This is a genomic window from Palleronia caenipelagi (assembly GCF_007004065.1).
Taxonomy (GTDB): Bacteria; Pseudomonadota; Alphaproteobacteria; order Rhodobacterales; family Rhodobacteraceae; genus Palleronia; species Palleronia caenipelagi.
Map to the genome: position 1 here is coordinate 19,365 of NZ_VFSV01000007.1, position 21,549 is coordinate 40,913.

Below are 21,549 nucleotides of genomic sequence, written 5' to 3' on the forward strand. Positions count from 1 at the left end.
CCGGACCGGGTGGCACGGGGGGCGAAAGATCTGGCTTCAGCCTTTGGGTCTCAGAGAAGACCTTCGCGCTGGGCCTTCTTGCGAGCGAGTTTCCGCTGGCGACGGATCGCCTCGGCCTTCTCGCGAGCTTTCTTCTCAGACGGCTTCTCGAAATGCTGCTTGAGCTTCATCTCACGAAAAACGCCCTCACGCTGGAGCTTTTTCTTGAGCGCGCGAAGCGCCTGATCGACATTGTTGTCGCGAACGCTGACCTGCATGTGGTTTTCACCACCTTTCTAATCTGGAGTTTCGGTCATTTGCAGGAGTGGCTCACCTAGTCGGTCTGCGATGATTTGTCCAGATGGTGCTGCCAATGCCGCTGAAACGGGTTACATGAAGGTCGTTGCGAAAGGAGAGACCATGCAGGATCCGAGGGACAAGCTACTGGATGCGGCGCTGATGCATGTGGCGTTCGACGGCTGGAGCGACGCAACTCTGGGACAAGCGGCCCGGGATGTGGGGATAAGCATGCCGGAGGCGAAGGCTCTGTTCCCGCGCGGCGGCGTCGACATGGCCAAGGCCTATCATCTGCGCTGTGACCGTGAACTCAGTACGAAGGTGAAAGCAGCGGATCTGGCGGATCTGCGCTACAGCGAGAAGGTGGCCGAGGTGATCTGGCTGCGGCTTGACGGCCTCGATCGCGAGGCCGTGCGACGGGGCATGGCTGTGTTTTCTCTGCCGTTCTACGCGGGTGAAGGCGCGAAGCTAGTCTGGAGTACGGCGGATGCCATCTGGAATGCGCTGGGCGACAGTTCCACTGACGGCAATTGGTACACGAAGCGCATGACGCTGTCGGGAGTTTACAGTTCGGTGGTGCTCTATTGGCTTGGGGACAGTTCGCCGGGATATTCAGCAACGCGGGATTTTATCGACCGACGAATCGGTGATGTGATGCGGTTCCAGAAGGTGAAATCGGCGGTGAATGGAAATCCGCTGGGGCGGTTGATGATGTCGGGGCCCAATTTTCTCATGTCGCGGGTCCAGGCGCCGGTGCGACCACCGCAGGGGTTCCCCGGGGCGATCTTTGGCGAGGGCGAAAATGGCTGATCAGATGCGTGTGATCGAGATCTCAGGGCCGGGCGGGCCAGAGGTGCTCGTGCCCGCCACCCGTGCAAGGCCTGAGCCCGGAGCGGGCGAGGTTGTGATTCGGGTGGCTTATGCCGGGGTGAACCGGCCCGACGCGTTGCAGCGGGCGGGGGCGTATGATCCGCCACCGGGAGCATCGGATTTGCCGGGACTCGAATGCTCGGGCGAGGTCGTCGCGGCGGGCGCGGGGGCAGAGGCTCTCGTCGGACAACAGGTCTGCGCACTTTTGCCTGGAGGGGGCTATGCTGAATACGTCCGTTGCCCCGCCGCCCATTGCCTGCCGGTTCCGGAGGGCTTGTCCCTGCGAGAAGCGGCGGCTCTGCCCGAAACCTGTTTTACCGTCTGGACGAATGTGTTCCGTCGGGGATCTTTGCGAGGGGGCGAGACGCTGCTGATCCACGGAGGGTCTTCGGGAATTGGAACGACGGCGATCCAGCTGGCCCATGCACGCGGCGCGCGGGTTGTAACCACCGCGGGCTCTGCGGAAAAATGCGCGGCCTGCGAGCGGCTTGGGGCGGAGCGAGCGATCAACTATCGTGAGGAGGATTTCGTCAGCGTGCTTAAGGACATGGGCGGCGCGGACGTGATCCTCGACATGGTGGGCGGCGACTATATCCCGCGCAACGTCCGGGCGCTGAAGCCTGACGGGCGGCTGGTGATGATCGCCTTCCTGGGTGGTCCGAAAGCCGAGCTGAACTTTGCGCAGGTGATGACGAAGCGGCTGACGCTCACCGGGTCTACCCTCCGTCCCCAGAGCGACGAGGCCAAGGCGCAGATCGCACGGGAACTGAAGGCGGAGGTCTGGCCGCTGATCGCTGATGGCCGGATCGGGCCGGTAATGGATCAGTTGTTTCCGCTGGAAGAGGCCGCGGCGGCTCATGCCCGAATGGAGAGCTCCGGGCACATCGGCAAGATCGTGCTGGAGGTGGCGGGCGGCTGACCCGTCCCCCTTAGCGGATCGGGTCGAAGATCGCAGATTTCGCCTGGCAATCCCTGATTACATCGGCGCCGCAGCGCCGGGGCGTGAGATCGTCGCGGTCGAGGCAGATCCGCACCTCCTGAATACGGTTGTCGCGGCAGGTCACGGTCAGGGCATCCGGAAAGAGGCCGGGGTTTTCGTTGAGGAAAGCCTCTTCGATCAGGCGGGCGGGCAAGGTCACGGGCGCCGTGAGTTTGCGCAGGGTGGCCGGGCGCGTTACGCCGTCATAGGCTTCGCGCGCCTGCTCGAAATAGGCTTCGGGCGAGAGGCCAGAGCAGCGCCCATGTTTCTTCCACTGATACCACGCGGAGCCGGAGCTGCCCATAATATCGACCATGGCAGCGGTTTGGCGTTTCGATGGATCGCGGGCGCTGGTGCGGCAATATTCCGGGTAGCCGCGCTCATACTGGGGCCAGAGCCCGTGCAGCACCCAACCCAGCGGCTTATCGCATTGAGGGCTGTCGCGGCCATCCCCTTCGAGGGCGCACCAGTTCGGGGACCATGACAACGCCATGACGTAGTAGTCGAACTCGCCGGCTTTGTCCTCGGCCAGAGCGCCGCCCGCCCAGACAAGGACCGCGATAAGGGTGCTCAGAATGTGACGCATTTGCTTCTTCCCTTTGGCACTTGGGATCTTTATATCGTTCGCGAGTTCCCCGACAATGCGAACTTGGTCCAGAACGCGGGCCGCCCCTCACGGGGCATGTCGCATCATGTCCAGAGGTTAAGGAGACATTCCATGGCTGACAAACCGATCATGGCAAAAGCCACCGCCGTCTGGCTGGTGGACAACACGACGCTGACCTTTAAGCAGGTCGCCGATTTCTGTGGGCTGCATGAGCTGGAGGTGCAGGGCATTGCCGATGGCGATGTGGCCGCCGGTGTGAAGGGCTTTGATCCGATCACCAATAACCAGCTCACCGCCGAGGAAATCGAGGTCGCCGAAAAGGACCCGCTCCACAAGCTGAAGTTGAAGTTCAACCCTGCCGCCGTGGGCGAGGAAAAGCGTCGTGGCCCCCGGTACACGCCCCTGTCCAAGCGTCAGGACCGCCCCGCCTCGATCCTGTGGATGGTAAAATTCCACCCCGAACTGGCCGACAGCCAGATTGCGAAACTCGTAGGCACCACGAAGCCGACCATTCAGGCGATCCGCGAGCGCACCCACTGGAATATCCAGAACCTTCAGCCGGTGGATCCGGTGGCGCTGGGCCTGTGTAAGCAGTCCGAGCTCGACCGCGAAGTGCAGAAAGCCGCCGCTAAGAAGGCCAAGGAAGGCACGGTGATGAGCGACGAGGAGCGTCGCAAGCTGGTGTCCACCGAGCAGAGCCTTGCTGCCGATCCCGAGCCGAAAATGCCGTCATCAATTTCGGGTCTGGAGACATTTACTCTGACCGGCAACGATTCTGACGAGACTGAGAACGATCCGTTTGGGGGATCCGACAGCCGCGATGTGAGCGACGCCGACAGCTTCTTCAACCTGCCCCATGGTGAAGGGGATGAGGACGAAGACGAACAGCCCTGATCGGTTCGGGACTCCGCGATGATCCTCGGGATTGGAACCGACCTTGCCAATATCGACCGCATTGCGGGAGTGCTGGACCGCTTTGGCGACCGCTTCCGCAATCGGGTCTTTACCGAGGCCGAGCAGCGCAAGGCCGAAGCGCGGGCCGATTCGGTCGGTACCTACGCCAAACGCTGGGCGGCCAAGGAAGCGTGCTCCAAGGCGCTGGGCACTGGCCTCAGGATGGGCATCGCGTGGAAGGATATGGCGGTGACCAACCTGCCCACGGGCCAGCCCGTGATGCACGTCACCGGCTGGGCGGCTGAGCGTCTGGCCTCCATGACCCCGCCGGGACATGAGTCCATCATCCACGTCACGCTGACCGACGACCACCCCTGGGCACAGGCCTTCGTGGTGATAGAGGCGCGGCCTGTTGAGGCGGCACTGCCTGCGTGAGCCATACGGGCGCAGGCTTGATACCGGGAAACGCGATGGCCCCGCCACTTGGACGGGGCCAATCAGTGTTCAGTGGACCACCGCGTCCTGCGGCGGTTGACGGTTGGAGCGGGAGACCCGGTCGCCGACGATAAGACCGTCTGTTCCCGCATCCACCGGCACGGTGTCACCGTCGGCCACATCCCCGGCGAGGATCATCTCGGCGAGTTGATCCTGCAAAGCGCGCTGGATAACGCGCTTGAGCGGACGGGCGCCAAAGACCGGATCATAGCCCTCATCGGCCAGCCAGGTGCGCGCGGCATCGGTGAGCTCCAGATGGATCTTGCGGCCCGCCAGACGTCTTTCCAGACGTCCGAGCTGGATGGTCACGATCCCGTCCATATCGGCGCGGCTGAGGCGGTCGAAGATCACCGTCTCATCGAGCCGGTTCAGGAACTCGGGCCGGAAGTGAGCCCGGACCGCATCCATCACATCGCGTCGCGCCTGCGCGCTGTCGCCGCCCTCGGGGATCTGGCTCAGCGCCTGCGATCCGAGGTTGGACGTCAGGATGATCAGCGTCTGCTTGAAGTCCACTTTGCGGCCCTGACCATCGGTCAGCACGCCGTCATCGAGCACCTGCAACAGCACGTTGAACACGTCCGGATGCGCCTTTTCAACCTCGTCAAACAGGACCACCTGATACGGGCGGCGACGGACGGCTTCGGTCAGGACCCCGCCCTCGTCATAGCCCACATAGCCGGGGGGGGCGCCGATCAGGCGGGCGACGGCGTGTTTCTCCATGAACTCGGACATGTCGACGCGCACCATGGCCTGATCGTCGTCGAAAAGGTAATTCGCGACGGCCTTGGTCAGCTCGGTTTTGCCCACGCCGGTCGGGCCGAGGAACAGGAAGGAGCCCAGCGGACGGTTCTCGTCATTGAGACCGGCCCGCGCACGGCGCACGGCGTTGGCCACGGCGCGGACGGCGTCGTCCTGACCGATGACGCGCTTGCGCAGCTCGTCCTCCATGCGCAGGAGTTTCTCCCGCTCGCCCTCAAGCATTTTCGAGGTCGGGATGCCGGTCCAGCGCTCGACCACCTGTGCGATCTGCTCCGGGCGGACGGTCTCTTCAACCATCAGCTCCTCATCCTGCGTCTCCGCCTCACCGAGTTTCCGCTCCAACTCGGGGATGATGCCGTAGGAGAGTTCCCCTGCACGCGCGAGGTCCCCGTTGCGCTTGGCTATCTCCAGCTCGGCGCGGGCGCGATCAAGCTGCTCCTGCACTTCGCGGCCCCGATCGAGCTTATCGCGCTCGGCCTGCCAGTTCGCGGTCATCGCGGCGGCCCGGTCCTGCAACTCGGCCAGCTCTTTCTCCAATGCCTCAAGCCGGTCCTTCGACGCGCGGTCGTCCTCTTTGCGCAGGGCCTCGGCCTCGATCTGCTTTTGCAGGATGTCGCGGTCGAGCGCATCGAGTTCCTCGGGCTTGCTGTCCACCTCCATGCGCAGACGGCTGGCGGCCTCGTCCATGAGGTCGATGGCCTTATCCGGCAGGAAGCGGTCGGTGATGTAGCGATGCGAGAGCGTCGCCGCCGTCACCAGCGCCGAGTCGGAGATGCGGACCCCGTGATGCAGCTCGTACTTCTCCTTGATGCCGCGCAGTATGGAGATCGTGTCTGGCACCGTGGGCTCTTCAACCACGACAGGCTGGAAGCGACGGGCCAGCGCCGCGTCTTTCTCCACGTGCTTGCGATATTCGTCGAGCGTGGTGGCACCGACGCAGTGCAGCTCGCCGCGCGCCAGAGCGGGCTTCAACAGGTTTGAGGCGTCCATGGCGCCATCGGCTTTGCCCGCGCCCACCAAGGTGTGCATCTCGTCGATGAACAGGACGATTTCGCCAGCGGCGGCTTCGACCTCCTTGAGGATCGACTTTAGCCGTTCTTCAAACTCGCCGCGATATTTGGCACCGGCGATCAGCGCGCCCATGTCGAGGGCCAGCAGGCGCTTGTTGCGCAGCGACTCCGGCACATCGCCATCGACGATACGCAGGGCGAGGCCCTCGGCAATCGCGGTTTTTCCCACGCCGGGTTCACCAATCAGAACCGGGTTGTTCTTCGTACGGCGGCTGAGAACCTGCATTGTGCGGCGGATCTCATCGTCCCGACCGATGATCGGGTCGATCTTGCCTTCGCGGGCGCGATCGGTGAGGTCGATGGAGAATTTCTTCAGCGACTCGTAGCCATCCTCGGCGGAGGCACTATCGGCGGTCCGGCCTTTGCGCAGATCGTTGATCGCGCTGTTTAGGGCCTGAGCGTTTACCGCGCCCGCATCCAGCGCCTCCTTGGCCTTCGATTTCACCATGGCCAGCGCGGTGAGGATCCGCTCGACCGGCACAAAGCTGTCACCCGCCTTCTGGGCCAGCTTTTCCGCCTCGCTCAGGACCTTGACCGTGGCCTTGTCCAGATAGACCTGTCCGGCATCGCCGGAAACCTGCGGCAGTTTTGCCATCGCCATCTCGATGGCCTGCACAACACGTTCCGGCGCGCCGCCAGAGCGGGCGATCAGGTTGGCCGCCAGCCCCTGCTCGTCATCGAGCAGCGCCTTCAGCAAGTGCTCCGGCGTAAGTTGCTGGTGGTTTTCGCGGGTGGCGATGGTCTGTGCCGCCTGAATGAAGCCGCGCGACCGCTCGGTGAACTTTTCAAAGTTCATGTCTCTCTCCTCTATCAAGCACCCCTGTTTGGCGGCCTGCTCTGGCAGCGCCGTCCCCCGGGGCCTCGCTTAAAATGTGGAGATGATTTGCGCGGGATCAAGGGTGCAATGTTGCAAAATTGCACCGCCGATTTGGTCCCTCTTGCCGGCTCGTCCGCCTCAGTCGCCGGCGCCCTCTGCGGTGTCCGCCTCTATGGTCACCTCGCCACGGGGGGACTGTACGACCAGAGTCCCCGCAAGGATCGCCGCCGCTGCGGTCGCGAGGACCGCGAAAGCGAGCCATTTGCCGCGTTTGTTTCCTCGTTCAATGCTCATGTCAGCCCCTTGCGCTCCGCCCATCCTTGGCCCACTGACCTGACGCAGACAGCGAGCGGTGCCTCTCCCGAAGATGTCGCCAGCGCGCGCCGATTTCAAGGAGGAACGACAATGTCCGATGATCGCCTGATTGTGGCTCTGGATGTCCCTGACGCGCTTTCGGCGCTCGCTCTGGCCGATATGCTCGGCGAGCATGTGGGGTTCTACAAAATCGGTTTGGGGATGCTGACCGGCGGGGGGCTCGCCGCCGCGCAGGAGCTGAAAGACGAGCGCGGCAAGCGCATTTTCCTCGACATGAAACTCTTTGACATCGGTGCGACGGTCGAGGCGGCGGTGCGCGGGCTGGCGCGGTTCGACCTAGATTTCCTGACCGTCCACGGTGATCCTCATGTGGTGCGTGCGGCGATGGAGGGGGCTGCGGGCAGCAACACAAAGATCCTCGCTGTCACGGTGCTGACCTCGCTGGACCGGGGCGATCTGGATGCCTGCCTGATCCGCGAGGGCGATGTGGCCGATCTGGTGCTGGAGCGCGCGGCGCGGGCCTTTGAGGCGGGCGCGGACGGGGTGATCGCCTCGCCCCACGAGGCCGCCGGCATTCGCGCGCTATCCGAGGCCGAAGGCCGTCTGATCGTCACGCCGGGAGTGCGACCGAGGGGAGCGGCCACAGGCGACCAGAAGCGGATCGCCACGCCGCGCGCTGCGCTTGACGCCGGGGCGGATCACATCGTGGTGGGGCGCCCCGTCTGGCAGGCGCAGAACCCCGTCCAGGCGGCGCGGGCCATTCTCGATGAGATCAAGGGCTGACCTCCCATGGCGATCTATGCCGTTGGCGATATTCATGGCCATCTCGACAAGCTCGACCGGGCGCTGGCGCTGATCGAAGCGGATGGCGGGCCGGAGGCGCAGATTGTGTTTCTCGGCGACTACGTAGACCGCGGCCCGGACAGCCGGGGGGTGTTGCAGCGCCTCATTGACGGGCGGGATGGGGGCAAACCCTGGCGCTTTGTCCGGGGCAACCATGACCGGATGTTCCTGAACTTCCTCAATGTAGCCGAGATCCACGATCCCCAGATCAAGTCGGGGATAAGCTGGCTCAATCCGCGTTTGGGTGGCGACGGCACGATCGCCTCATATGGGCTGTCCGGGGCAGCCCAGTTTCTCAGCCCCGGCACGGGTGGTCGGGAAACGTTGGTGTCCTATCACCTGAAAGGTTCGTCACGGCTGGGATTGCACGAGTTAGTCGAGCACGCGGGCGAGGTCGTGCCGCAGGAACACCGGGCATTTATCGCTCAGAGTGAGCTGTTTGTTGAGCTGGGTGCGTTCTTGTTCGTTCATGCGGGCATTCGACCCGGTGTGGCGCTGTCTGAGCAGAACGAAGAGGATCTGATTTGGATCCGCGATGGCTGGCTGGACTACACCGGGACGCTGCCGTGGCTCGTTGTCCACGGACATACGGCGATGGAGGCGCCGGTGCACCACGGCAATCGCGTCAATCTCGATGGGGGGGCAGCCTATGGCCGGCCCCTTGTTCCGGCGGTGTTCGACGAGGGCCGTGTCTGGACCCTCGACGAAGCTGGTCGCCAACCGTTGATATCGGCCGGCTGAACCCGGAGCGGCTTACTTAGACTGCATGTAGTTGAAGACCGACAGGCCCAGCAGCGCCACGAGGATGATAAGAACGATAAAATACAGCATTTCTGTCTCCCGATTTCCAGTTTTCCGGTCCGGCACAGCCTGAACCCCTTTCACGCTACCTTAGAATAGAGTAAGGGACCGCGTCTTCAATGAAAGGGATCGAGATGGGCTACAAAATTGCCGTTGTGGGTGCCACGGGCAATGTGGGCCGCGAGATGCTGAACATCCTCGCCGAGCGGGAATTCCCCGCTGATGAGGTTGTGGCGCTGGCCTCGCGGAAGTCGCTGGGAACGGAAGTCGGCTATGGCGACAAGACCCTGATCACCAAAGATCTCGACACGTTTGATTTCACTGGCTGGGACATGGCGCTGTTTGCCATCGGCTCGGACGCGACGAAGACCTATGCGCCCAAGGCCGCCAAGGCCGGCTGCGTGGTGATCGATAACTCGTCGCTTTACCGTTATGATCCCGAGGTGCCGCTGATCGTGCCCGAGGTGAACCCTCAGGATGTGCACGGCTATTCGAAGAAAAACATCATCGCCAACCCCAACTGCTCGACCGCGCAGATGGTGGTGGCGCTGAAGCCGCTTCATGACCGGGCAAAGATCAAGCGCGTGGTGGTCTCGACCTACCAATCCGTGTCGGGCTCGGGCAAAGAGGCCATCGACGAGCTGTGGGACCAGACCAAAGCCGTCTACAACCCCACCGCCGACGTGCCGCCGAAGGTCTACACCAAGCAGATCGCCTTCAACGTCATTCCTCATATCGACGTCTTCATGGAAGACGGCTCGACCAAGGAAGAATGGAAGATGGTTGCCGAGACCAAGAAGATCGTCGATCCGTCGATCAAGGTTCATGCGACCTGCGTCCGCGTGCCGGTGTTTGTTGGGCATTCCGAGGCGGTGAATATCGAGACCGAGGATTTCCTCGACGAAGACGAGGCCCGTGACATCCTGCGCGAAGCTCCGGGCATCATGGTCGTCGATAAGCGCGAAGATGGCGGCTATGTGACGCCAGTCGAATGCGTGGGCGATTTCGCGACCTTCATCAGTCGGATCCGCCAGGACCCGACCATCGACAATGGCCTGTCCTTCTGGTGCGTCAGTGACAACCTTCGGAAAGGCGCCGCTCTGAACGCGGTGCAGATCGCTGAGCTGCTCGGCCGTGAGGTGCTGAAAAAGGGGTGAGCCCCGATCTATGGTCTGCGCGACAGCCGGACCTGCATCTTGTTAAAATGAAAAGAGCGCCTTTGGGCGCTCTTTGTTTTTATACGCGTGTACTCGGGTGGGGGGGTGGCTCACACCGGAAAGAACCTTCCTGACTCGCCGTCAAGGACGGTCAGGACTCCTTCCTTGATATCGTGATGCACGCCGTGGAGCGACAGGCTGTTATTCTCCACCGCTTCCGCCACATAGGGGAAGGTCATCAGGTTGTTGATCGACGTCCGCACCGCTTCAAGCTCCAGCTCTGCGACGCGAGCGGCCTCGTCGCCCTCTGGCAGCTTTTCATAGCCCGGTCGCAGTAGATCCATCCAGCGCCCGACAAAGCTGGAGGTTTCCTCCAGCTCTGGGGCGTGGCCTGAGCACATATCGTAGCAGCCCTTCACCCCGCCGCAGAGCGAATGGCCCATGACGATGATGTTCGACACTTTCAGCGCCGTGACCGCGTATTCCACCGCAGCCGAGGTGCCGTGCTGATTGCCATCCGGCTCGTAGGGGGGGACGAGGTTGGCGATGTTGCGATGGATAAAGAACTCTCCCTGCTCGGCGCCAAAAATCGCGGTCACATGCACGCGGCTGTCACAGCAGGAAATGACCATCGCCCGGGGGCGTTGGCCCTCGTCCGCGAGACGGCGATACCAGGCCTGATTCTCCGAATACGTTGTGGCGTGCCAGCCGTGGTAACGCTGTGAGAGGTAACTGGGGAGCGGCTTTGCGATGCCCATCGGGGTCTCCATTATGAACATTTCCCTAACGGTTTAACTCGCTTTGTCTCGAAATTCGAGGCTTCGCTCAACTCCCTGTTCATTATCCTTGCAACAGGCTGAGGCGGGGTTGGTCAGGCACGGAACTTCGTAACCGGGATATTCATATGGATCATACATCTACAGAGACGCCGCGTGCGAAAAGAGACATTCATCACGGCGTTGACCGATGCGCATCGTCTCCAGCCGAATGTCTGGTGGATCCGCTGGCAGATGCACTGGCGCGGATCGGATGGTCCTGGTCGCGCGACCGGGCGCAATTGCCGCAGGCCGCGCAACATCTGGCCAAAGTCGCAGATCAGGCCGGTTTGCCCGCTGTTGCAACAATCGCTCGCACGGTCAGTGGGATGGCGCGCGGGGACGACACCGCCGCTCTTGCCGCCAATGTTGCGCGTCTTGCATGGTTCGGCTCGCTGGGATTGGTGGAAATGGAGGAGGCTGAGGACGACCATGAGGTGGAAGTGGCAACCGGCTGCTGAGGGGGGTGGGCGGCTTTCTGCCGTTGCGGCTGCTGCTGGGACTTGTAGGCTCGACCCAAATGTCAGCCAGAGGCCAAGCCATGTCCCGAGATCAGATGACCTTTGCCGCACCGGATAGCGCGGCGCGCCCACTCTACGCACTCAGCCCCGATGAATATGCCGCTTGGCAAGAGGACGCGACGGAGATGTTCCGGGCCTGGGCCAGCGCGATGGGATTTTCAGGAGCGTCCGGGCAAGTGGTGCTCCTGCCCGGCCCTGACGGGCAGCCAGCGGCGGGGCTGGTCGGTCTTGGGTCGGATGAGGATCGAGCACGGGGTCGGTTTCAACTCGCGTCTGCGCGCGCCGCATTGAAGGGCGGGACCTGGCGTTTGGAGACTGCGCTGGCCGGAGAGGCTCGGGAAGAGATGGCGCTGGGGTGGCTTCTGGCGGGTTACAGCTTCGAGCGCTACGCGGCCGCGCCGGCGCCTGCGGCCATGCTGATTGCGCCCGAGGAGGTCAATGCGGCCCGACTGGAAGCGATTGCGGCTGGCGAAGCCCTGACCCGCGATCTGATCAACACTCCCGCTCGCGACATGGGTCCGGCAGCCCTGGAGGCGACAGCGCGGGACCTCGCGGAAGAGTTCGGCGCCAGTTGCGCCGTGACCACCGGAGCGGATCTGGCGGAGGGCTACCCGCTCATCCACACCGTCGGGCAGGCGGCGGGGGAGACGCGTGCGCCGCGGTTGATCGACCTGCGCTGGGGTGAGGCGGGACCTGCCGTGACCCTTGTGGGCAAGGGCGTGTGCTTTGACACGGGCGGGCTGAACCTCAAGCCCGGAGGCTCCATGGGCTTGATGAAAAAGGATATGGGGGGCGCGGCGACTGTGCTTGGGCTGGCGCGGATGATCATGGCCACCGGCCTCGATCTGCGTCTGCGGGTGCTGATCCCGGCGGTCGAAAATGCGGTAGCCGGGGACGCGTTCCGGCCCGGCGACATTCTGCCCTCGCGCAAGGGCCTGACGGTTGAAGTGAACAATACCGACGCGGAGGGGCGTTTGGTGCTTGCCGACGCGCTGGCGCTGGCGACGGAGGAGCCCACGGACCTGCTGGTCAGCATGGCGACCCTTACCGGGGCTGCGCGGGTAGCACTGGGTCCTGATGTCGTGCCGTTCTACACCGACGACGACAGGCTGGCCGACCGGCTGGGGGAGGCCTCGCGACGGGTGGCTGATCCGCTGTGGCGGATGCCGTTTTGGGCACCTTATGAAGAGATGATCGAGCCGGGAATTGCGGATCTCGACAATGCGCCTTCGGGCGGATTCGCGGGCTCGATCACGGCCGCGCTGTTCCTGCGCCGCTTCGCCGCTGACGCGCGGCGCTACCTGCATTTCGATATGTATGGCTGGACACCATCGCCCAAGCCGGGCCGCCCCAAGGGCGGGGCGGGTCAGGGCGCCCGGGCGCTGTTCGACCTTTTGTCTGAGGGTCTCTGACATGGCCGACCGCCGCCTGACCCCGGCCAATGGGCGCGTCGCGGACCTGTCGCTAGAGGGGCAGGTGGACGCGGAGAGATTCGTCACGCCTGAACCGGCCCGCGTCGCGGTCCCGGTGGCTGATCTATGGTCCTCGCCCGAGGCGACGGCGCGGGACCGGCAGTTGCTCTGGGGCGAGACGGTCGAGGTCTATGAGCGGCGGGACGGGATGGCCTTCGTCCGGGCGGCACGCGACGGATATGTGGGGTATGTGTCCGAGACCTGCTTGGGCCCGCCGCAAGAGGCGACGCACATTGTCGGCGTCCCTGCGACCCATCTCTATCCTGAACCCAACATGAAGAGCCTGGCGATGCACCGTCTGTCCTTTGGGGCGCGGCTGAAGATCGTCGCGGTGAGCGAGAAATTCTACGAGACGGAGGAGGGACTGCACGTGCCTCGCCCGCATCTGCGCGCAGCGATCCGGCCCGTGGAAGACCCGGTGTCCGTGGCACAACTCTTTTTCGGGGTGCCCTATCTCTGGGGGGGCAATTCATCAAACGGAATCGACTGTTCGGGGCTGGTGCAGGCGGCCTGCCTCGCCGCCCATATTCCCTGCCCCGGCGATAGCGACATGCAGGAACAAACCCTCGGCGTGCCAGCTGAGGGGCCTGCCCGGCGCGGGGATCTGTTTTTCTGGAAGGGTCATGTGGCCATCGCCGTGGACGGCGAGGTGCTGATACACGCCAACGCCCATCATATGGCCGTCCAGTATGAACGGATCGACGACGCCATTGCCCGCATTGCGGATCAGGGCGATGGGCCGTTTACGTCGCATAAACGGCTGTTCAGTCTTTAGCAGTCAGTCAACGGCGCGGATCAGCTTGCGGTCCAGCACGGCGAGCACGGTTTTCAGGTCGTGGCCCCGTTTCAGAACCTGTCCATCCATCCCGATTACTGCGTATTGTCCTTGCCGAAGACGCAGGCGGGGGCGCTTTTCAATACGATACAGCGGATGCTCGGCGCTGCGGCGAAAGATCGAAAAGATCGCCACGTCGCGCAGGAACGACATCCCGTAATCGCGCCATTCACCCGCGGCGACGGCGCGACCGTAGAGGCCAAGGATCACACCCAGCTCAGCCCGATCAAAGGCAACCTTGTCCTCGGGTTTTCCCGGGCCTGGAAAGGGGATGCTGGGAGGCTGGGTCATGGCAGCAGCGTGACCGGATGCGTCGGGCTTGGCAAGCGTTCAGCGCGCCGCCAAGGTCACGGTAAATGGTCCCGCCTTCAGGCGCATCAGCGCCATTCCGGTGACGCGGTCCCCGTCGATCGTGTAGCGGGTTTCCATGGTGAGGTTCTTCAGCCTGAATGGCGATACGTGACCTGGACCTGCGATCACGCGGTAATCCATTTGGCAGATCAGAAGGTTGCCCTCGCGACTACGGGATTTCGGGGTCACCTCAATGGCGCGGCGGCCGTCATACATCCGGAACGCGTCGGGGCAGTCTCCTGCGCGCATCACCTGCGCAAATCCCCGAACCGGGTCGAGGACACCTGCGGGCACGGCGGAGGGTTCTGACAGGTCGGTCGCTTCGCTGTTGGGCGTCACGGTGGTTGAGGTGACCCGGCCGCCTTCGATCACGGTTCGGATCTTGCGACCGCCGCTGTTTTCGGCGGCATAGGTAGTGCCGTCGCTGGTCGCCTTGAACCATCCATCTGCGGCGCCCATGGGGGTGTTGTTCAGCTGGCTCGTCAGCGCAGTGGGGGTTGCCGTCAGCGAACCGACCGTGCTCCCGGCCAGACGGATATCGTAGGTCTCGGCCACCGCCGGCATAGCTGAGGTGGCGAGGCCTGCGGCGAGGATCAGGGATTTCATCGACGGGACTCCGCGATTGATGTTACATCGGCCCCGAAAGGCGCCAGCGAGGACATACAAGAGAATGCACGAGATTCAAGCTGCGGCTGATTTGTCGATAACGCGTGCGAGCCGCGATGATGCCCCTGCCATCTGGGCGATGCTCGAGCCAGCCTTTCGGGCGGGCGACAGCTATGCGGTGGACCCGGAGATCTCGCGCCATGCGGCGCTGGACTACTGGTTCCGGGAGGGCAACGAAGTCTGGCTGGCGGGTGAGGGGCTTGGCACCTATTATCTGCGTCCCAATCAGCCAGGGCCGGGGGATCACGTGTGCAATGCGGGGTTCGTAACCGCTGCTACGGCAAGGGGACGAGGTGTGGCGCGGATGATGCTGGCTCACGCACTCGTGCGGGCGAAGGAGGCAGGCTACCACGCGATGCAGTTCAACTTTGTGCTGGCAACAAATACCCGCGCGCTGGCGATCTGGCAGAGCCATCAGTTTGACGTCATTGGCCGGGTGCCCCAAGCTTTCCGTCACCCTGCCGAGGGGCTCGTCGACGCCCTGATTCTGTATCGAAAGCTGTGAGGAATCCCATGCCTGACCGACGCCGCCCGCTCTATGCCGTGCTGATTGACGCGGACAACATCCCGGCAAAATATGCCGGTGCGATCCTCAAGGAAATCTCCGGCATTGGTGAACCTGCCTTGCGCCGGGTATATGGCGACTGGTCTTCGGGGCGCTTGTCGAACTGGTCGAAGGTCGTAAGGGATCTTGGCCTCGTAGCGCATCAGGAAACCGCGAACACCGTGGGCAAGAACGCCTCCGATATCGGGCTGGTGATCGACGCGATGGATATCCTGCATACGGGCCGATTCGACGGGTTCGTTCTGGTGTCGTCGGATTCGGATTTCACTGCGTTAGCGAACCGGATCCGGGAGAACGGGCTTGATGTAATTGGTATTGGCGAAGCCAAGGCGCCGGTGTCCCTGCGCACGGTCTGCAACCGCTTCATCCTGATCGAGAATATTGTCGATGAGCCGCCCGAAGTGAAAGCGCCGGATGGCCCGGCGGCACAGAGTGGCAAGCGCGCGCCGATCGAGGCGGTGCCGCTGTTTATTCAGGCCATGGACCGGATCGAGCAGGATGACGAGTGGTATGCACTAGGCCAGCTCGGCCAGTTCATCACGGCGGAGCATCCCGATTTCGACACCCGCACCTACGGGAAGCGCAAGCTCAGTGATCTGGTGCAGGAGTTGAAGCGATTCGAGACCCGCCGGGTGGGGAACCAGTTGCAGGTGCGTCGTCGCGATTAACCGCGGGGATGATGCGGGGAGCGATTTTTCTGTGAAAAATCGGCGCCGTTGCACCGTCAGGTGATCGCCGCGATTACCGCGCGCAGATCCTCCAGCCCATGACCTTTTTCCGACGAGGTCACGACGATCTCGGGGAAAGCGGCGGGGTGTTTGGCCAGTGTTGCACGGGTCTTTTCCAGAACTTTGGCGCGGTCGGAGGCTTTGACCTTGTCAGCCTTGGTCAGCACGGTTTGGAACGGCACGGCTGAGGTGTCGAGGAGCCCCATGATTTCCTCGTCCACAGCTTTGGGACCGTGGCGGTGGTCGATCAGCAAGAAGGCGCGGCGCAGGTTGGCGCGGCCTGAGAGATAGGCGCGCATGAGCCGTTGCCACTCTGCCACAACCGCGACGGGCGCGTTGGCGAAACCGTAGCCGGGCAGGTCCACCAGATAGCGGTCCTCCAGCGTGAAATAATTCACCTCTTGCGTCCGGCCGGGGGTGTTGGAGGCGCGGGCGAGGCCTTTGCGACCGGTGAGCGCATTGATCAGGCTTGACTTGCCGACGTTGGACCGTCCGGCAAAGCAGAACTCGACGCGGTCCGGATCGGGCAGGCCGGACATGGCGACGACGCCCTTTAGAAACTCCGCGGGTTTGCGGAACAGCGCCTGACCGGTGGCCAGCTCGGCCTCGCTGGGGGATGCTTCGGGGAAGGGCAGGGCAGTCATGGCAGATGTCTCTCGCAAGGGCCGCCCCCGGATAGCGGCGATGGCGCCGGGATGCCAGTACGATCAGGCGAGCGCGACTGCGTCGCCCACGGCGAGGCTGCCTCCGGAGACGACACGGGCGTACACGCCGAAATCTTGATGGCCGAACTGGTCGCGCAGGATGGCGAGCGTGTTCACATCGCGGGTACCGGTCTCGGGGCTGGCTTCGGTGGCGCGGCAGCGGGTGATCACTTCAGTGACCTCGACGGTGATTGAGCCGAGCGTCAGGCGTTTGCCGATCCAGTTGAACTCGGCCCAGGGCTCGGCTCCGTCAATCACGATATTGCCCCGAAAGCGGCGTTGATCCACCGGGACGCCGGCACAGGCCGAGAGCGCGTTGAGGGAGGATTGGTTCAGGATCGACAGGGTAGCCTGCCCGTTATCCGACATGCCGGTGCTGGCTGGACCGGGGACCACGGCGACAGGGGCCGGGCGGCTCTCGGGCCAGAGGGGGCGAACCCAGTCGATCAGCTGGGCACCGTCTTCAGGCAGCGCGAAGCGGCCCGCAGGCCGCTCCGGATGGATCAGGGTGAGGGTGTCGCCGTTGGAGCTGAGTTCGACCGCCGCCAGCAGAGGGCCAGAGGCGGTGCGCAGGAACTCGTTGCAGGGGCGCCACCCCTCGGCCTCGACGCCGTTTGCGTGGCGAACGGCCCAGGCCCGATCTCCGGGCAGGGCGCTGTCGGTGGTCAGGTAAACCTGCTCCAGACGTTCGCGTCCCAGACCCTTCAGCGGATAGCGCCAGAGATCGGTGACCTTCACTTGCTCTTGGCCTTGCCCTTCGGTGGCTTGGCGTCATTGGCCGCTTTGGGCTTGGCATCTGAGGTCTTGCGGATGTTGCCCCAGATGTCGGGCTTGTAGCCCTGCGAGCGCATGATGAAGTACTGCTGGGTGAAGGTGATCGTGTTGTTGGCGATCCAGTACAGCACCAGCCCGCTGGCAAAATTGCCGAGCATGAACATAAAGACCCACGGCATCCACGCAAAGATCGCGGCCTGCGTTGGGTCAGCGGGCGCCGGGTTCAGCTTCTGCTGCAGCCACATGGAGATTCCGAGCAGGATCGGTAGAACGCCCAGCGACAGGATGGCGAAGATCGAGTCGGCCTCGGGCACACCCCAGGGCAGCAGGCCGAAGAGGTTCAGGATCGAGGTCGGATCGGGGGCCGAGAGGTCCTTGATCCACGCGATCCACGGCGCATGGCGCAACTCAAGCGTTACGAAGATCACTTTATACAGCGAGAAAAAGATCGGGATCTGGATCAGGATCGGAAGACAGCCCGCCGCCGGGTTGACCTTGTTGGTCTTGTAGAGCTCCATCATACCCTGCTGGAGCTTCTGGCGGTCCTCCCCGGCTTTTTCCTTCAGTTTCTCCATCTCGGGCTGAAGTTCCTTCATCCGCGCCATGGAGACGTAGGATTTATAGGCCAGTGGCAGCACCAGAGCCTTGATGATCAGGGTCAGGGCGATGATAGACCAGCCCATGTTGCCAATCAGGCCATTCAGCCAGTGCAGCAGCATGAAGATCGGTTTGGTGAAGAAGAAGAACCAGCCCCAGTCGATAGAATCGACAAACCGGTCAACACCGGCGGCTTGATAGCCCTTGATCGCTTCCCAATCCTTGGCACCTGCAAAGAGCTGCGTGGTGGCTGTTGCGGTGGCACCGGGCGCAACGTCGAGCGTCGGCTGGCGGGCTTCTGTCTGGAAGATGCCCGCGCCGGGGACGTATTTGGCGACGCTGGTGAACGACTTGCCCGCATTGGGGATCAGCGTCGTCATCCAGTACTTGTCAGTAAAGCCGATCCAGCCGCCTTCGGCCACATCGATCACATCCGCCGGACCACCCTCACGGGCGATCTGGTCGAGATCTTCCATGTCCTTGTATTCGATCTCCTGCAACTCGCCATCCGACATGCGGACCACGCCCTCGTGCAGGATAAAGAACGAACGGCCTTCGGGCAGGCCGTGACGGGCGACGGTGCCATAAGGGGCGAGCCGCACAGCCTCACCCGTGCCATTCTCGACACTCTGCTCGACGTTGAACATGTATCTGTCATCGATCGAGATTGTGCGGCGGAAGGTCAGGCCCTTGCCGTTCTGCCAGACCAGCGTCACCGGCTGGGTCTCGGTCAGGGTGTCGTTGCCCTCGATGGACCATGGCGTCTCGGCGCCCGGCACGTCCTCGTAGCTGAGCGATCCGCCCGGTGCCCAGCCGAACAGGGCGTAATAGGAGTTGGCATCGCCCACCGGGTGCAGGAGTTCCACCTTGCCCGACGCGGGATCGAGGGTGACGTTGTATTTCTTCAGGAACAACTCATCGATGCGGCCACCGATGGTGGAGATCGAGCCCGACACCGACTCGGTGTCGATGCTGATCCGCGCCGCCTCGGCAGTCACTTCGGCCGGAGCGGCGGCGGTGCCAGTGCCGGTTGCCGTCGCCGCGGGAACCGCAGCGGGGCCAGTGACTTCGGCCACGGGTGTCTCCGGGGCGACCGGCTCTTCGGGCGGGAAAAGCACCATCCAGCCGATGATCACCAGAAACGACAGCACCGTCGCCAAGATGAGGTTTCTGTTCTGCTCGTCCATCGCCGAGATCCTGACCTGTCCGCTCAATTCAGCCGGTGTTCAACAGCCGTGCCCCCCGAAGGTCAAGGCAAATCCCGTCATGAAGGGGTCTTCTTGGCCTCTGCGGGCAGGGTCAGACCGGCGAAATCGAACAGTCCGGGGTCGAGCAGGTGGGAGGGTCGGGTGTTCATCAGTGCCCGGAACATCACCTGCCGCCGCCCCGGCGCGTTCTTCTCCCAACCGTCGAGGATCTGTTTTACCTGCTGACGTTGCAGCCCGTCCTGCGAGCCGCAGAGGTCGCAGGGGATAATCGGGTAGTTCATCGCGCGGGCGAACTTGTCGCAATCGTCCTCCGCCACATGGGCGAGGGGGCGCATGACAAAGAGGTCGCCTTCTTCGTTCACCAGCTTCGGAGGCATGGTCGCCAGCCGTCCGCCATGGAACAGGTTCATAAAGAACGTCTCGAGGATGTCGTCGCGGTGATGGCCCAGCACCACAGCGGAACAGCCTTCCTCGCGTGCGATGCGGTAGAGATTGCCGCGTCGGAGCCGTGAGCAAAGCGCGCAATAGGTGCGGCCCTGAGGGACCTTGTCCATCACGATGGAATAGGTGTCCTGATACTCGATCCGGTGGGGAACGCCCATTTTCTCAAGGAACTCCGGCAGCACCGTCGCCGGAAAGCCCGGCTGTCCCTGATCGAGATTGCAGGCAAGGATATCCACCGGCAGGAGGCCGCGCCATTGCAATTCGGTGAGAGCGGCCAGCAGCGTGTAACTATCCTTGCCGCCGGACAGGCAAACCAGCCAGCGGTCGCCTTCACGCACCATGCCATACTGCTCCACCGCCTCGCGGGTGGCGCGCACAATCCGCTTGCGCAGCTTCCGAAACTCGGTGGTTTTCGGAGCGCCGTGGAACAGCGGGTGAATCTCGTCTGAGTTTGTCTTGTCCAGCATGACCGCCCGCTTACGCCAATTTTGCGGTCACGCAAAGATGCTCCGGCCCGCGTGACGGACCGGAGCGTTCGGCTACCGCATGTATCTCCACGGATCAGGAGGGGCGTCGGCACGGGGCGGCAGCCCCACATCCCGCCGCAGATGCTCGCAATCCGGCTCAGGCGGCAGACGCCGCAGGTTCAGGGCGCTGGCGATGACCCGCTTCAGGACGTGCCAGGTGCCATGGGTGGCGATGATCTCGTCGATCAGGTCAGGGGTATTGCGCAAAGCTTTGATCATGGGAATCCGACCGCGAAGGGTCCTCCTCGTGTTGTGACGTGTCGATGTGGAAGGGGTGTAAAAACAGCGGCTCACGCGCCGGGGCGCTGTGTCAGAGCTCTGATTTTACGGGTGTGTCGCGGGGGAGCCGATCAGCGATGGGATCGCTGGGCGGTGCCGGTCCATTTGGCGAAGCAAAGGCGTACGATGCGATAAGACATAGTCATGTGCGCCCTCCCTGCGTTCAAACGATGCGACAGAATGTCAAATGACACGATTCGTGCGGCCTGTCAGCAACTTTTGCGGGAATGATGGTAATTTTCATTCCTGTGACCGAATCGCCGCAGGGGTCAGTCCTTGGGGGGGACGTTGTCGATGCCGGATCCGCCCCAGGGGTGGCAGCGACCGATTCGGCGCAAGGTCAACCAGCCGCCTTTGAGCGCCCCATGTGTGTCGATTGCTTCGAGTGCGTAGGCGGAGCAGGTGGGGTGATAGCGGCAGTTGAACCCAACCCAAGGGGAGAAGATCAGACGGTAACCGCGCACGGGCAGGGCGAGGATCCGGGCAGCAATGGTCATCCGTGGATCTCCATGAGCGCACTGGCAAGATCGCGGCGTAGCTTCACAAAGTCACGATCTGCGGTGATCTCGCGCTTGCCGATCAGCACGTAGTCCCAACCGGGGCGCCCGAGATCCGGCAGCTCCAGCCGGACCACTTCGCGCAGGCGACGCTTGGCCCGGTTTCGGGCAACCGCGTTGCCGACCTTTTTCGAGCAGGTATAGCCTACGCGCACTCCATCACCTTCGCCGCGCTCACGCGCTTGAAGGATGAGGCCGGGGCGCCGGACATAACGGGCACGGGCGGCGCGCAGAAAGTCGGCGCGCTTGGTGAGGACCTCAAACGAAACGGGCCCGCCAGCGGGGTCCGCTGCGGGCCGATCCGTTGCCATGGGCTGGGCCTCAGGCGCTGAGCGACTTCCGACCGCGGGCGCGGCGGGCGTTCAGGATCTTGCGGCCGGCTTTGGTGGCCATGCGGGCGCGGAACCCGTGGCGACGCTTGCGAACGAGGTTCGAGGGCTGGAAGGTGCGCTTCATGTCTAGTCTCCCGGACGGGCGGCGGGGACCGATGTCCCACAGGCCGGATTAAAACGGATGTCAGGTGGCGCGTTTAGGCAGCGGGAGCGCGCCTGTCAACAGCCCGCCCCGGAATAGGCGCTGCTTTGCGTCTGTATTTCAGCCGAAAGCCCGAATGTTACAGTTTG

The 21,549-nt window shown here is 63.3% G+C and carries 27 protein-coding genes; 12 read left to right on the plus strand and 15 right to left on the minus strand.

Annotation, left to right across the window (positions count from 1 at the left end; genetic code table 11):
- Positions 1–50: 50 nt before the first annotated feature.
- On the minus strand, positions 51–257 hold the full coding sequence (rpsU, locus tag FEV53_RS05475; protein WP_007255353.1) for a 30S ribosomal protein S21: 207 nt from the start codon (positions 255–257) through the stop codon (positions 51–53).
- 142 nt (positions 258–399) lie between these two features.
- Between rpsU and FEV53_RS05480 the strand changes: the two genes are divergently transcribed.
- Together FEV53_RS05480 and FEV53_RS05485 are read left to right on the plus strand one after the other, a co-directional pair.
- Complete coding sequence (locus FEV53_RS05480) at positions 400–1,086, plus strand: COQ9 family protein (RefSeq protein WP_246100737.1); 687 nt, start codon at positions 400–402, stop codon at positions 1,084–1,086.
- Entirely contained in the window at positions 1,079–2,065 is a 987-nt protein-coding gene (locus FEV53_RS05485; RefSeq protein WP_142833813.1) for an NAD(P)H-quinone oxidoreductase, read from the plus strand. Before FEV53_RS05480 ends, FEV53_RS05485 begins: the two co-directional genes overlap by 8 nt.
- Positions 2,066–2,075: 10 nt before the next feature.
- Here FEV53_RS05485 and FEV53_RS05490 read toward each other — a convergent pair whose 3' ends face one another.
- Positions 2,076–2,711, minus strand: a complete 636-nt coding sequence (locus FEV53_RS05490; RefSeq protein WP_142833814.1) for a ribonuclease T2 family protein — start codon at positions 2,709–2,711, stop codon at positions 2,076–2,078.
- A 132-nt stretch (positions 2,712–2,843) separates the two neighbouring features.
- Here FEV53_RS05490 and FEV53_RS05495 point away from each other — a divergent pair, with 132 nt between their 5' ends.
- Together FEV53_RS05495 and acpS are read left to right on the plus strand one after the other, a co-directional pair.
- Entirely contained in the window at positions 2,844–3,626 is a 783-nt protein-coding gene (locus FEV53_RS05495; RefSeq protein ID WP_142833815.1) for a DUF1013 domain-containing protein, read from the plus strand.
- An 18-nt stretch (positions 3,627–3,644) separates the two neighbouring features.
- Positions 3,645–4,061 (plus strand): holo-ACP synthase, encoded by a 417-nt coding sequence (gene acpS / locus FEV53_RS05500; protein ID WP_142833816.1) that lies wholly within the window; start codon positions 3,645–3,647, stop codon positions 4,059–4,061.
- A 69-nt stretch (positions 4,062–4,130) separates the two neighbouring features.
- On the opposite strand, the gene clpB is transcribed toward acpS, so the two are convergent.
- Together clpB and FEV53_RS20795 are read right to left on the minus strand one after the other, a co-directional pair.
- Positions 4,131–6,746: an ATP-dependent chaperone ClpB gene (clpB, locus tag FEV53_RS05505; protein ID WP_142833817.1), complete on the minus strand. Its 2,616-nt coding sequence runs from the start codon at positions 6,744–6,746 to the stop codon at positions 4,131–4,133.
- A 159-nt stretch (positions 6,747–6,905) separates the two neighbouring features.
- Positions 6,906–7,061, minus strand: a complete 156-nt coding sequence (locus tag FEV53_RS20795) for a hypothetical protein (RefSeq protein WP_185962114.1) — start codon at positions 7,059–7,061, stop codon at positions 6,906–6,908.
- 111 nt (positions 7,062–7,172) lie between these two features.
- On the opposite strand from FEV53_RS20795, the gene pyrF reads away from it, so the two are divergent.
- The 3 genes from pyrF (at position 7,173) to FEV53_RS05520 (ending at position 9,883) form a co-directional block, all read left to right on the plus strand.
- Positions 7,173–7,865, plus strand: a complete 693-nt coding sequence (gene pyrF / locus FEV53_RS05510) for an orotidine-5'-phosphate decarboxylase (RefSeq protein WP_142833818.1) — start codon at positions 7,173–7,175, stop codon at positions 7,863–7,865.
- A 6-nt stretch (positions 7,866–7,871) separates the two neighbouring features.
- On the plus strand, positions 7,872–8,666 hold the full coding sequence (locus FEV53_RS05515; protein ID WP_142833819.1) for a metallophosphoesterase: 795 nt from the start codon (positions 7,872–7,874) through the stop codon (positions 8,664–8,666).
- Between the two features lie 194 nt (positions 8,667–8,860).
- Positions 8,861–9,883 carry an aspartate-semialdehyde dehydrogenase gene (locus FEV53_RS05520; RefSeq protein ID WP_142833820.1) on the plus strand — a complete coding sequence of 341 codons (1,023 nt, stop codon included), beginning with the start codon at positions 8,861–8,863 and terminating at the stop codon, positions 9,881–9,883.
- A gap of 110 nt (positions 9,884–9,993) precedes the next feature.
- On the opposite strand, the gene FEV53_RS05525 is transcribed toward FEV53_RS05520, so the two are convergent.
- Entirely contained in the window at positions 9,994–10,641 is a 648-nt protein-coding gene (locus tag FEV53_RS05525) for a carbonic anhydrase (RefSeq protein WP_142833821.1), read from the minus strand.
- Positions 10,642–10,787: 146 nt separating this feature from the next.
- Here FEV53_RS05525 and FEV53_RS05530 point away from each other — a divergent pair, with 146 nt between their 5' ends.
- The 3 genes from FEV53_RS05530 (at position 10,788) to FEV53_RS05540 (ending at position 13,466) form a co-directional block, all read left to right on the plus strand.
- Complete coding sequence (locus FEV53_RS05530; RefSeq protein ID WP_142833822.1) at positions 10,788–11,159, plus strand: hypothetical protein; 372 nt, start codon at positions 10,788–10,790, stop codon at positions 11,157–11,159.
- 80 nt (positions 11,160–11,239) lie between these two features.
- On the plus strand, positions 11,240–12,631 hold the full coding sequence (locus FEV53_RS05535) for a leucyl aminopeptidase family protein (protein WP_246100738.1): 1,392 nt from the start codon (positions 11,240–11,242) through the stop codon (positions 12,629–12,631).
- Between the two features lies 1 nt (position 12,632).
- Entirely contained in the window at positions 12,633–13,466 is an 834-nt protein-coding gene (locus FEV53_RS05540) for a C40 family peptidase (RefSeq protein WP_142833823.1), read from the plus strand.
- Between the two features lie 3 nt (positions 13,467–13,469).
- On the opposite strand, the gene FEV53_RS05545 is transcribed toward FEV53_RS05540, so the two are convergent.
- Together FEV53_RS05545 and FEV53_RS05550 are read right to left on the minus strand one after the other, a co-directional pair.
- On the minus strand, positions 13,470–13,817 hold the full coding sequence (locus FEV53_RS05545; RefSeq protein WP_142833824.1) for a DUF2794 domain-containing protein: 348 nt from the start codon (positions 13,815–13,817) through the stop codon (positions 13,470–13,472).
- Between the two features lie 39 nt (positions 13,818–13,856).
- Complete coding sequence (locus FEV53_RS05550; protein WP_142833825.1) at positions 13,857–14,483, minus strand: DUF3108 domain-containing protein; 627 nt, start codon at positions 14,481–14,483, stop codon at positions 13,857–13,859.
- 64 nt (positions 14,484–14,547) lie between these two features.
- On the opposite strand from FEV53_RS05550, the gene FEV53_RS05555 reads away from it, so the two are divergent.
- Complete coding sequence (locus FEV53_RS05555) at positions 14,548–15,048, plus strand: GNAT family N-acetyltransferase (protein WP_142833826.1); 501 nt, start codon at positions 14,548–14,550, stop codon at positions 15,046–15,048.
- An 8-nt stretch (positions 15,049–15,056) separates the two neighbouring features.
- On the plus strand, positions 15,057–15,776 hold the full coding sequence (locus tag FEV53_RS05560) for an NYN domain-containing protein (RefSeq protein ID WP_142833827.1): 720 nt from the start codon (positions 15,057–15,059) through the stop codon (positions 15,774–15,776).
- Between the two features lie 56 nt (positions 15,777–15,832).
- Here the strand turns inward: FEV53_RS05560 and yihA are convergent, their stop codons facing one another.
- The 8 genes from yihA to rpmH form a co-directional block, all read right to left on the minus strand.
- Positions 15,833–16,480, minus strand: coding sequence for a ribosome biogenesis GTP-binding protein YihA/YsxC (gene yihA, locus FEV53_RS05565; protein WP_142833828.1), 648 nt, complete (start codon positions 16,478–16,480; stop codon positions 15,833–15,835).
- Between the two features lie 63 nt (positions 16,481–16,543).
- Entirely contained in the window at positions 16,544–17,278 is a 735-nt protein-coding gene (locus tag FEV53_RS05570; RefSeq protein ID WP_142833829.1) for an MOSC domain-containing protein, read from the minus strand.
- Positions 17,275–19,098: a membrane protein insertase YidC gene (gene yidC / locus FEV53_RS05575; RefSeq protein WP_142833830.1), complete on the minus strand. Its 1,824-nt coding sequence runs from the start codon at positions 19,096–19,098 to the stop codon at positions 17,275–17,277. The genes FEV53_RS05570 and yidC overlap by 4 nt, the downstream gene beginning before the upstream one ends.
- 77 nt (positions 19,099–19,175) lie before the next feature.
- On the minus strand, positions 19,176–20,030 hold the full coding sequence (gene ttcA / locus FEV53_RS05580) for a tRNA 2-thiocytidine(32) synthetase TtcA (protein WP_142833831.1): 855 nt from the start codon (positions 20,028–20,030) through the stop codon (positions 19,176–19,178).
- Positions 20,031–20,102: 72 nt separating this feature from the next.
- The gene (locus tag FEV53_RS05585) at positions 20,103–20,309 is read right to left on the minus strand and encodes a hypothetical protein (protein WP_142833832.1); all 207 of its coding nucleotides are present in this window, start codon (positions 20,307–20,309) and stop codon (positions 20,103–20,105) included.
- 329 nt (positions 20,310–20,638) lie between these two features.
- Positions 20,639–20,866 carry a membrane protein insertion efficiency factor YidD gene (gene yidD, locus FEV53_RS05590; RefSeq protein WP_142833833.1) on the minus strand — a complete coding sequence of 76 codons (228 nt, stop codon included), beginning with the start codon at positions 20,864–20,866 and terminating at the stop codon, positions 20,639–20,641.
- Positions 20,863–21,237 carry a ribonuclease P protein component gene (rnpA, locus tag FEV53_RS05595; RefSeq protein ID WP_142833834.1) on the minus strand — a complete coding sequence of 125 codons (375 nt, stop codon included), beginning with the start codon at positions 21,235–21,237 and terminating at the stop codon, positions 20,863–20,865. Before rnpA ends, yidD begins: the two co-directional genes overlap by 4 nt.
- 10 nt (positions 21,238–21,247) lie before the next feature.
- Entirely contained in the window at positions 21,248–21,382 is a 135-nt protein-coding gene (gene rpmH / locus FEV53_RS05600; protein WP_012177012.1) for a 50S ribosomal protein L34, read from the minus strand.
- Positions 21,383–21,549 lie beyond the last annotated feature (167 nt).